The following is a 9,973-nucleotide window of genomic DNA, read 5'->3' as shown; positions in this document are numbered from 1 at the left end:
GCTGCGGCTCAACGTGGGCGCGAACCGGCTCACCGCCGCGATGTGCCGGTAGTAGAACGCCGCGGACTCCGACTCGGGTGGCGAGGCGGAGTCCGGGCGTGACTGCTCGTCGGTCACTGCGGGTCGTCGGGCCGCTGGTCGGGGATCCACGCGGACCAGCCGCTCTGGTCGACCTCGATCGACCCGCCCGTGCGGGTGAGCCGCTCGAGCGCCGAGGTGATCGTCGCCCGGCGGGACCTCTCCCGCATCACGTCCGCGACAACTGACTGGCCGCGCGCCGGCGTGGTGGACGCTTCGTCGTTCTCGTTCATCCTTAACTGCACCCTTCGGTGTAGGACGCCGCGCCCGGTGCTGCTGCGTTCATGGAGAAGTCGTTCGAGGCCCCCACCTCTTGATTAGTGACCTGGGTCACTTCCTGGCAGTGGGGGGCGGGGACGCCGGTGGACGACGGGAATCAGGCGGCGGCCCGTGCTGCTGCAGGCGGTCGGCGAGGGCCCGGCCGGCGCCGCGGTGGGCGTAGAGCAGTTCGTCCAGCTTCGCCGGCGCGGTGTGGTCGGCGGCGACCGCGGCGAAGGCCTCGCTGACCGCGGTCGGGCTGGTCGTGGAGATCTTGCGGACCGTCGCGACGAGGGTCTCGAAGCCGGTGGGCGTGCTGGTGTCGTCGGTGACGAACTCGTCGGCCAGGGCTCCGGGGGAGTCCCGGCGCAGCAGTGTCTCCATCGTCGCCTCCAGCTGCGCGGGCGGCGCGTCGGCGGGCAGAGTCCAGGTCACGGTGTCGACGCGCTGGGCGTTGTCCGACGGCGCCGGGTTCGCCGCCGCCGTCAGCCTGTTCATGGGGCGGATAAAATACGTGATCGACGACGGCAAGTAGCAGTCAACGTGCCCGGGTTCTTCCGCTCCATCCGCCATTCATTTCGGCAGGCGCGCTGCCACAGAGTAGGCGGGGATGATCCGGTCGCCGGTGAGCTTTTGATACGCCAGTTGCTGCGCGACGGCTTGCTCTTCGCGCCACAGGTTCTGTCCTTGTGTCAGGGCGGTGGCGAACGCGACGATCGCGGTCTTGAACTCCTCGAGCTTGGCCGGGGTGATCACCCGCATCTGCGGAATCGGGATCGCCCGCGCCTCGTACACGTCGACCGGGTGGACCATGACCGGCACTGCCGTGACGGCGCCGTAAGTGTCGGTGTTCCACTGCCGGCCGCCGCGTAGCTGGTCGGCGTCCTTCTTCGCGATGCCGGTGCAGGTCAGCTCCACGCCGGTCTTCAGCTCGATCACCGCGTTGCTGGTGGGCGTGAGGGTCCACAGGTTGTCCGGGCCGGTGTTGTAGAGCCGTTCCGGGCGGGTGCTGCCGAATCCCAGGTGCAGCCCGAGCTTCTCCCAGGCGGCTTCGGCCTGGTCGGTGAGTTCCTCGGCCCACACGATCTCGTCGAGCACGGCGCGCACGCCGAGCACGAGCGCGGTGCTATCGGCGTAGGTGGCGCCCAGGAACTCCGCGGCCGCGCGAGCCTGCACCGCGGCCGGGCGGGATGGGCGGAGGTCGACGTTGACGGTGGGGCGCAGCACCATCGGGTTCTCCCGGATGGCGGCGCCGAGCTGCTGCTGGGCGAGGTCCGGGTTGGTGAAGTGCAGGTAGCCGGCCTTCTGCTCGCGGATCCAGCCGCGTAGAGCGGGGTCGGTGAGGCCGTTGATCGCGGTTTGCAGCCGGTCCGCGGCCTGGCTGGTCTGCCCGGCGACGGCGAGGTCGAACGCTTCGCGGGCCGCGATTGCTTCGGGTCGGACGGCGCCGATGTTGCGGTAGCGCACGGAGGCGAGCGCGAACCGGCTGCGCTGCACCCACTCGGGGTGGCGGTCCAGGCAGACCGACAGCGCGCTGCGGATGCCGTCGAGTCCGTGGCCGTAGAGCTGGATGGCGACGTCGCGGCTGAGTGCCAGCTGCGCGCGGGTGGCGGGGGAGAACAGCTCCAGCGATGTACTGTCGTGTACCGCCATGGCCAGCCCGGCGCCGAGCAGCAGCACCGCGCAGTGGTCACCGACGTCGCGGACGCCGCGGCCCATGCCTTGTTCGATGCGCTGGGCGTCGCGGGCCCGGCGGGTGGGGCTGTCGACGAGCGCGGCGGCTTCGCGGCGGTCGGCGGCCGACATCGGCCGGGGGATGCCGTCGATGACCAGCATCTCGCACGCGGTGCCGGGCAGGTCGATGCCGTCGTACTTGTTGACCAAGACCACCAGGCCGACGTGCCCGGCGCGTAGCTCGGCGACGCCGGCTTCGAGGTCGCCGACGTAGTGGACGCGGTCGGCCAGGCCCCGCCACCGGGCGGCCTGTGCGCCGCTGGGCACGAGCACCACGACGTTCACCGGCCGGGTTTCGGGGATGCCGTCGCCGTCGCGGTCGCCGAGGGAGAACTGCTTGGCCAACTGCCGGATGGCATCGTCGGTGAGGTTCGGGTTGAGCTGGACCGGCGCGAGCACCAGGCGGTCGCCGAGATCGGCTGCGCTGCCGGGGGTGACGACGTGCTCGAGGTTCTTCGGGTCGGCCTTCAGGTTGGTGACCAGCACGCTGTCGTCGGACAGGGTCGCGGTGAGGTACACCCGGCGGCGGGCGCCGACGAACGAGGGGATCTTGTCGATCGGCGGGCACGGCGGCTGGATCTCGATGCCGCGGCTGCTGAACATCACGGTGCACAGCTGCAGGCAGTCGGCGATCAGCGGCCAAGCGAACTTGAACGCCTCGTCCCGCGCGGCCGCGAAGGTCTGGAGGATGCTCCAGACCTGGTCCTGCTTGCTCGCCCACGCCCAGAACGGCACCGGCACCGCGGCGCTGACCTCGCCTTCGCTGATGTCCGCCACCGCCTTGCGGTTCTGCTGCACCAGGTCGTTGACGAACAGGTTCCACAACGGCGCGTACGCCGCGTGGTCGACCGGGATGGTGAGCCGAAACTGCCCCTCGGTGGTGGCGAGCGCGGCGTGTGCGTCGTCGACGACCACGACGCCGAGGTCGAGCGGGGTATGCCGGCCGCCGACGACGCCGAAGACGGACTGGCCGTTGATCAGCTTCTGGAACGTGGTGACGAGGGTAGCGCGGGCGGCCAGGAAGGTCGGGTCGTCGTGTCGCTCGGCGGTCGGCAGGCCCAGCCGCTGCGCCTCTTCGCGCACCCGCGCCGCGAGGTAGGTGTCGGGCGCGAGGTAGATCGCCTTCCCGACGCCTTCGTTGAGGGTGCTCTGCGCGATCAATAGGCCGACCACCGTCTTGCCGCCACCGGTATTCTGCTTGATCACCACGTCGCGGAGGTCCTTGCGCGCGAACCAGCCCTCCAGCACCTCGCCTTGCTCCTGGCGCAGGTAGGAGTAGGAGAACGGCTTGTTCGGCAGCGCCGCGAAGATGTCCCGCGGTTGCACCAGTAGCTGCGGGCTCGACGAGCCGATCCGGTTCCAGTCCAGCGACACGAGAGCGGGTCCTTTCGCCTGGGCGAGGCGATGACTTTACCGGGCGTCGGGTGCGCTCCGGCGGGCCGTGCCGCCTGTTACCTGACCAGCGCCTGGCACTTGACCAGGAAAAACGATCTCCGTGCTGGCCGGGGCGAACGCGTGCTTCCCGGCGTTGGGGCACAGGCACCAGCGTCAGCAGAAGCCGGGACCGACGCCGGCAGACTTATCTCCCGGGGAGCGAGCCGTGGGTCGGGGTCGTGACCGAGGAGGAGACCGCCGACGCAACGCCGGCCGAGGGGCGAGAGCCTCTTGCCGAGGCGCGCGTCGCGACGCTAGCCGACGCGTTCAGGCTCGTTCGGCCTGTCGTCGGGCGTCCTGCAGTCGCGGGGCGGGATCCGGCTGGTCGGTTCTGGCGAGAGCCTGCGCGAGGTCGGTGTGCCAGCCGCGGAGCTGCCGAAGGAGCCCGCCCACCCTGCGGCTCCTGCTGTTCGGCAGGACGGGGAGCAGGAGCATCGCCGCCCCACACCGAGCAAGGCGTGGTCACCGCCAGCCAGCCCGGCAATTCCGGCGAGATCATCACCACGCGGGTGTTCAACCGCGCCGAGGACATCCCCGAGGGTCCCAACTAGCCGAGGCGCGGACCAGGTGCCCCTAGTGCGGCGCGGCCACACCGGTCGTCGTCAGCAGCAGCACATGCTGAAGGCCCGCGACCCGACGACCGGTTTGACCAGGTAGTCGACGCCGCGCGATCGGTTCGGACCCAGCGCGGTGCCCGCTCGGTACCCTCATCACCATGTCGGACCGTGTCACCTGCAGCGCCGGAACAGCGCCAGCCGCTCCGGACGCCGCGCGTTGGTCTCGTTCTCCCAGCGCCGGGTCGGCCGCACGCCGGGCGAGTTTGGGTCGCTGAACTGGACCAGCACCGCCGCCCCACTGTCCACCAACGGCTTCACCGCATCAGTGAGCACCTCCTCCGGAGCGCCGGACGCGTCGACACCGGACACCGCAGGACGCCGCGGCGCTCTCGAACTCTTCGGACGGCACCGCGTGCCCCCTCTCAGTTGAGGATCTCCACCGTCCGCACGGCCTGCGCGCAGGCGGCGGCGACCCGGGCCCGCAGCTGCGCCGTGGCGTACTGGCAGCCGACGTGGACCCGGACCTTGCCCTGCGCCACGACGTACCAGTCGACCTGCAGGTCGGGTCGGTCCGGCTTGCTCTCGTGGTATCCGATCACCGTGCGGCCCGCGTAGGTCAGGCTCGGGTTGAACGCGCTCCAGCGCGCGGGATCGGTGTCCGTGCTGCGCTTGAGCTCATCGACGAGCTTCTGCCGGGCGGCGGTCGCGTCGTAGTCCATGACGTACTCCTGCACGACCACGAGGTCGTTGCCGTCACGGGAATCCTGCGGGTGGATGACGACCTGCCGCTGGGCGACGCTCTCGTCGGTCTGTACCCAGTCCTCGGGCGAGACGAACTCGAAGTCGTACTGGGAGAGTGTCCGGCCGGGTTCGGCCTGGGTGCCGGAGTCGCGGACCACGAAGATCCCGGCGACGACGAGCGCGGCCACGACGACCACCGCGACACCGGCCACGCCCCACAGCCGGCGCCGGTTGCCGGTCTTCCAGGAAAGGTCGCGGATCAATGGCGTAGCGTCAAGGGGGCTTGGCGCTTCATGCACAGGCCCCGAAGCCGGTCGGGTCCCGGGGTCACTGGTCGCGATCGATACGCTGTCCCGGTCGGCGATCGACAACCTTTTGGCGGCGGCGATGGCGACGCGACCTGCCAGGGGCGCGGCTTCCAAAGTCACCTGGTGATCGGGGCACTCTGGTAGTGGTTCGCTGCCGTGGCGATACCAGACGTAGTTGCTGTCGATCGGGCACTGGTGGCGGACGGGGGCGTCGGCGCTTGGCGACGTCCGAGCGTCCGGCGGCCGCAATTCGAGGTCGGCGAGCAGCTCCGCCAGCCATGTGTCGAGGTGGGCGTCGGACACCAGGACGTCGCGGAGGCGGGCGACGGGTGTCGGGTGCGCGGTGAGCAACTTGCGGAGGATCCTGTCGAGGTCTTCACGCTCGGGAGCCAGCCGCGCTAGCTCCGGACGCACGGCCCGGGCCGCTTCCACGACACCGTCGTGGTGTTTCGCGGCGAACACATACGCTGCCGGGTCGGCGACGAGCAGGTCGGTCCCGGCGAGCCCGTTGGCCAGAAGCGCGGCAATTACCCGGATGTCCCCGGCGGCGAGGTCGGCCACGCGCTCGGGCCGGACTGTGGCGTGCACCCAGGGCAATGTCCATCGCTCGTAGTCTTCAGCGTTTCCGTGCAGCGGCAGCACCAACAGCTGGGCTCGGCCGTAGGGCAGCAGGTCCCGGCTCGCGCTCGCCACGTGCATAGCCGCGGCCGTTGCACCGCGGCAGTCGAGCACTACCGCGTCAGGCAGATGCGCCACCGCGATCGCCCGGCTCGGATCGCCCGGCCGCCGCCCGCCCCTGATGACCACAACGTCATAGACTGCTTGCCAACGTTCGGCACATTCCTCAAGGAACTCGGCGACTCCGTCGGCGTAGGCGTGAGCCCAGTCTTCCCGGTTCGCGGGTAGCCGGTCGACCCTTCCACCGACGATGACGTCAACCGAATCAGATCCTCGAAGGCTTACGGTGCCCACGGCGTCGAGCGGATCGAGCCGATCGGCAATGAGGTCGGCAACGCCGCCCGCCTTGTCGGACGTGTTCCAGTCGACGTACAGGACCCGGTAGCGCCACCGGGCCAACTGCACCGCGACCTTGTAGGCCAGACGGCCAAACGGACGGTTCGGCTCTTCGGTGGTGAACGTGAAGATCATGGCTCATACACCGGGAATGCGATGGGAGCCCGCGGCGGAACGAGTGGGACGTCGCAGTCCGGCCGCCACGGCGGTACCCGGGCGAGCTGCACGGCCAGCTCGATTGCGATGGCGCACGTCTCGTCGTACAGATCCGCTTGCCGGTGCGATCCCTCGAAGGACGGGAAGGGGTTGGACACCTTGTGGACTGACCGGCTCGGGCGCTTCCTGGCCCATTCGGGGAAAGTATCGCCGTCGGAGTAGACAATCGGATACACCAGCTGTGTCCGTCCGCCGAGGGCGCGTTCGCGGGCGAGCATAGTCTCCAGCTCGGCCAGGCACCACCGCGAGGCGAAGTAGGGCGGCGACCAGATGGCCACGAGCATCTTGCTGCGTGCGAGAGCCTGGACCATGGTCGGCCAATGGACGCCTGTCTCGGCGCTCGTGTCGAGAAACACCGTGGTCTGGCCGATCTGATCCGCCAAGCAGTCCTCGAGCATCCGGTGGAAGTGCTGCTGCACCCACATGGCGGCGTTTCCCGGTCCGGACCGGCGGTAGCTGAGGAAAACGTCGTACTGGTAGCCGTTCGGCAGCGGTGCAAGCCCCGGCTGGCCGTTCGGATCAGGCACGCCTGGACGGTCGCGAAGTATCGTTCGTCCGTCGGTGTTATGGTCGAGCATCTCCAGGCCGAGCTCGCGCAGTTCGGCGGCGATCTCGGTCAGCGGGACGTCGGGGCGGGTGGCGGCGTGGCGGGCGGTGATTGACAAAGCCGGCGGATAGCCCTCGCACAGCGCGACCAGCTCGTCGACGACGCCGGGTTCGGCGGTGACGCGGTCCGCGCCGAGACGTGCGGCGAGCAGGGCGCGGGCCTCGTCATGGGTCAGGACGTCGAGTTGCAGGTGGCGGGTGCCGTGCCGGTCGATCAGCGAGGCAAGCCGATGGCGGCTGGTGATCAGCACGGTGCAGGTCGGGCTGCCCGGAAGCAGCGGGACGACCTGTTCGGTGGTGGCGGCGTTGTCCAGCACGATCAGCATCCGCCGGTCGGCGACCAGGCTCCGATACAGCGCGGCCTGCGCGTCCAGGTCGGTCGGGATCCGGCCGGGATCGACTCCCAGGGCGTCGAGGAATCCCTGCACCGCCACCTCCGACGCCATCGGCTCTTGCGTCAGGCTGAACCCGCGCAGGTTTACGAACAGCTGCCCGTCGGGGAACCGCTCGGTGTGCTGGTGCGCCCAGGCCAGGGTCAGCCAGGTCTTGCCAATCCCGCCCGCCCCGCCGATCGCCGAGATCACCACCGCGGCGGCGCGTGTCCCTGACTGCTGCGGGACCTCCTCTTGTTCGGCGGTCAGCGCCTCGTCGAGGCGGGCCAGTTCGGTGCCGCGGCCGGTGAACCACTGTGGCGGCGCGGGCAACTGCCGGGGCACTGGGCTTTCCACCTCCGCCGCTGTGCTGCTGTTGATCGCCGTCGGCGGCGGGGTGAGGGTGGGGTCGGCGTCGAGGATGCGCTGGTGCAACTGCTGCAGCTGTGGGCCGGGGTCGGTGCCCAGTTCCTCTGCCAGATGTTTGCGTGCGTGCTGGTAGTGCGCCAGGGCGTCGGCTTGGCGGCCGACACAGTACAACGCCACCATCAGCTGTCCGGCAACTCGCTCATCAAATGGGTTATCACTGGCCAAAGTGGATAGTGTGGGGAGCAGTGAGGTGTACTGGCCGCGGCGCAGTGCCACGTCGATGTGATCGAGGTTCGCGGCGTCCCGTTCCCTCGTCAGGCCGGCGCGCACGGTGTCCAGCCAGGGGGTGGTCAGGCCGGCGAACGGCTCGCCCCGCCACAGTCCCAAAGCCTGGTCGAACAACCCGAGGGCTAGCTTGTCATCGTCGGCAGCACGGGCTTGGGTGACCAACCGGTGGAACTGGTGCACATCGATCGTGTCCGGGGCGGCGAGCAGCACGTAGCCGGTGGGACGCCGTTCGATAGCCACACCGGCTGGACACAGCAGCAGCCGCAGCCGGGACAGATACGTGCGCAGCACTTGCCTGTCCCGGCGGGGCGGGTGCTGTGACCACACCCGTTCCAGCAACTGATCGACCGTCACGACTCGGTTGGCCTCCATCACCAGGACCGCGAGCACGCACCGCTGCCGCACGTGCCCCACCTCGATCCGCCGGTCCTCGATCCAGGCCTCGACATCCCCCAGCACTCGAAGCTTCATCGCCATCACCCCTCGGCCGCGTCGCGCGGCACCACCGCTTCCTGCATAGCGCATCTGACCGGGAGATTCCACGATCACGATGGGTTTGCTCGACGCCGACCACCCACTGTTGCCACCGCGGCGGCCCGGCCAGAGGGGGCTTGGGGAACCAGGTCGGGCCGCCGCACTGCTCGATCGTCCTGTACCCATTCCCTGAGGGGTAAATATGAAAAGACCATTGGCCGTGCTTTTCATGGTGGTCGCCACCCTGATGTCGTTCCTGGGCACCGCGACCGCCGACACGGGCGCGGTACCCAGGCCCGCCGCGGTCACGACTTCAGCGGCCGGCGACGCGCCCATCGCGAAGCCATACGCCTTCGAGGCCTCCATCGCCAAGCTGAGGCCGCATCTGCTGCTCCGTGCGGATGGAACGTTCGCGCTAGCCCCGTCGGCCGCCAGGGCAGGCGTGCCCACCGACCTATATGCGCAGGTCGTCGCGGGTATGACCGGGATCAACGGCCTGATCCAGCGCGGCGTGCTGGTCGCCCGGCCGGACCTGAGTATGGGCTTGGTCGGAGCCAGTGGGGACGTGATCAGCGTTCTGGCTGCCGGAGTGAACAGGGTCAACATCCACTGGTGGGGTATCGAGGTGCGGCTGGATTCGACCAACGCCAACCGCGTGGCCGCAGCGTTGGCGGGTGGTGGCAGTGCGGCGGCCGTGCTCGCCTTGATCTTCGGCCCCGTTGCCGCCGGCGTAGTGGCCGCCGTCGCGCTCGTTGGCTCCGCCGCGATCTACTACTGCAACTCCGCCGGTACGGGCGTCCGGATCGTCAAGCCCGTCGTCGGCCCGGCCTACTGCACCGCTCAATAAAATACTGGACTGGAGGTAACTACCATGCTTTCTAGCTTGGTACGCAGGACCGCGGTGTCGCTCGCGACGGCGGCCGTTGGTGTGCTCGGCATCGGGGCGGCTGCGAACGCCGAGCCGGTACCATCTGCCTGGGCCGACCGCGGCACAGCGATCACTGCAGCCGCGCCCACTGCCCGCGCTCTTGGCGCGACTTTCGACCGGCCGCTCACCCAGGCGATGTACGCCGCCGCAGTGGTCTCCGCGAGCGCGCTGCGCGACACCTGCGACATCGCCCCACCGCTGGTGCGGGGTGCCTGTCGGTACGTCGCCCAGTACGTCTGGGCCGACTTCGTCCGCCTCGGCCCGCCCAACGGCCGGTGCCTCAAGTCATCTGCACAGATCGGATGGCCGCCGGTCAGGCTGAGCTACGTCAACTGCTGAATGGAAGCGGGGGTGAAGGCCGGGCGTGGGCCGCGTCCGGTCTTCCTCGCAGCTACAAGCCGAGTTCGGCGCCGAGGTCTTCTGAGCTGCGGCCGCGGCGCACGTACTGCTTATGCAGCCACTGACGACTGATGCCGGCGCCGGCGTCCCACCGAGCGAGCAGCCGGGCGACGTTGTTCCCGGACGGGACGAGCATCAGGGCGAGCAGGTCCCGCTCGCTCAGCCGGGTGGTCTGCGTTGGTCCTGCCGCGGAATGCC

8 protein-coding genes and 1 pseudogene are annotated in these 9,973 nt (G+C 69.5%); 2 read left to right on the top strand and 7 right to left on the bottom strand.

Features of this window, described 5'->3' with window-relative positions; genetic code table 11:
• Window positions 1–113 precede the first annotated feature (113 nt).
• The 6 genes from ACWDN5_RS44730 to ACWDN5_RS44705 all read right to left on the bottom strand — a co-directional run bounded on the left by ACWDN5_RS44730 (window position 114) and on the right by ACWDN5_RS44705 (window position 8,445).
• Entirely contained in the window at window positions 114–311 is a 198-nt protein-coding gene (locus ACWDN5_RS44730; protein ID WP_378194406.1) for a hypothetical protein, read from the bottom strand.
• 97 nt (window positions 312–408) lie between these two features.
• Window positions 409–834 (bottom strand): hypothetical protein, encoded by a 426-nt coding sequence (locus ACWDN5_RS44725; protein WP_449680544.1) that lies wholly within the window; start codon window positions 832–834, stop codon window positions 409–411.
• 75 nt (window positions 835–909) lie between these two features.
• Window positions 910–3,444 (bottom strand): DEAD/DEAH box helicase, encoded by a 2,535-nt coding sequence (locus ACWDN5_RS44720; RefSeq protein WP_449680543.1) that lies wholly within the window; start codon window positions 3,442–3,444, stop codon window positions 910–912.
• Between the two features lie 788 nt (window positions 3,445–4,232).
• Window positions 4,233–4,430, bottom strand: coding sequence for a hypothetical protein (locus ACWDN5_RS44715; RefSeq protein ID WP_449680542.1), 198 nt, complete (start codon window positions 4,428–4,430; stop codon window positions 4,233–4,235).
• 53 nt (window positions 4,431–4,483) lie between these two features.
• A complete protein-coding gene (locus ACWDN5_RS44710) occupies window positions 4,484–6,259 on the bottom strand; it encodes a type VII secretion-associated protein (RefSeq protein WP_449680541.1) in 1,776 nt (591 codons plus the stop codon).
• The gene (locus ACWDN5_RS44705; RefSeq protein ID WP_449680540.1) at window positions 6,256–8,445 is read right to left on the bottom strand and encodes a BTAD domain-containing putative transcriptional regulator; all 2,190 of its coding nucleotides are present in this window, start codon (window positions 8,443–8,445) and stop codon (window positions 6,256–6,258) included. Before ACWDN5_RS44705 ends, ACWDN5_RS44710 begins: the two co-directional genes overlap by 4 nt.
• 223 nt (window positions 8,446–8,668) lie before the next feature.
• On the opposite strand from ACWDN5_RS44705, the gene ACWDN5_RS44700 reads away from it, so the two are divergent.
• A complete protein-coding gene (locus ACWDN5_RS44700) occupies window positions 8,669–9,295 on the top strand; it encodes a hypothetical protein (protein ID WP_449680539.1) in 627 nt (208 codons plus the stop codon).
• A gap of 54 nt (window positions 9,296–9,349) precedes the next feature.
• Complete coding sequence (locus tag ACWDN5_RS44695; protein ID WP_449680537.1) at window positions 9,350–9,715, top strand: hypothetical protein; 366 nt, start codon at window positions 9,350–9,352, stop codon at window positions 9,713–9,715.
• Window positions 9,716–9,767: 52 nt separating this feature from the next.
• On the opposite strand, the pseudogene ACWDN5_RS44690 reads toward ACWDN5_RS44695, so the two are convergent.
• Window positions 9,768–9,973 (bottom strand): annotated as a pseudogene (locus tag ACWDN5_RS44690) (hypothetical protein); the annotation flags it as partial.

It is taken from the genome of Amycolatopsis sp. NPDC003731 (genome assembly GCF_053586895.1).
This window is presented reverse-complemented; position numbering and strand designations above follow the sequence as displayed.

What these genes read in the sequence shown, in the direction of transcription:
- ACWDN5_RS44730 (WP_378194406.1), bottom strand. Translation starts at nt 311, where the DNA reads ATGAACGAGAACGACGAAGCGTCCACCACGCCGGCGCGCGGCCAGTCA.
- ACWDN5_RS44710 (WP_449680541.1), bottom strand. Translation starts at nt 6,259, where the DNA reads ATGATCTTCACGTTCACCACCGAAGAGCCGAACCGTCCGTTTGGCCGT.
- ACWDN5_RS44705 (WP_449680540.1), bottom strand. Translation starts at nt 8,445, where the DNA reads ATGAAGCTTCGAGTGCTGGGGGATGTCGAGGCCTGGATCGAGGACCGG.
- ACWDN5_RS44725 (WP_449680544.1), bottom strand. Translation starts at nt 834, where the DNA reads ATGAACAGGCTGACGGCGGCGGCGAACCCGGCGCCGTCGGACAACGCC.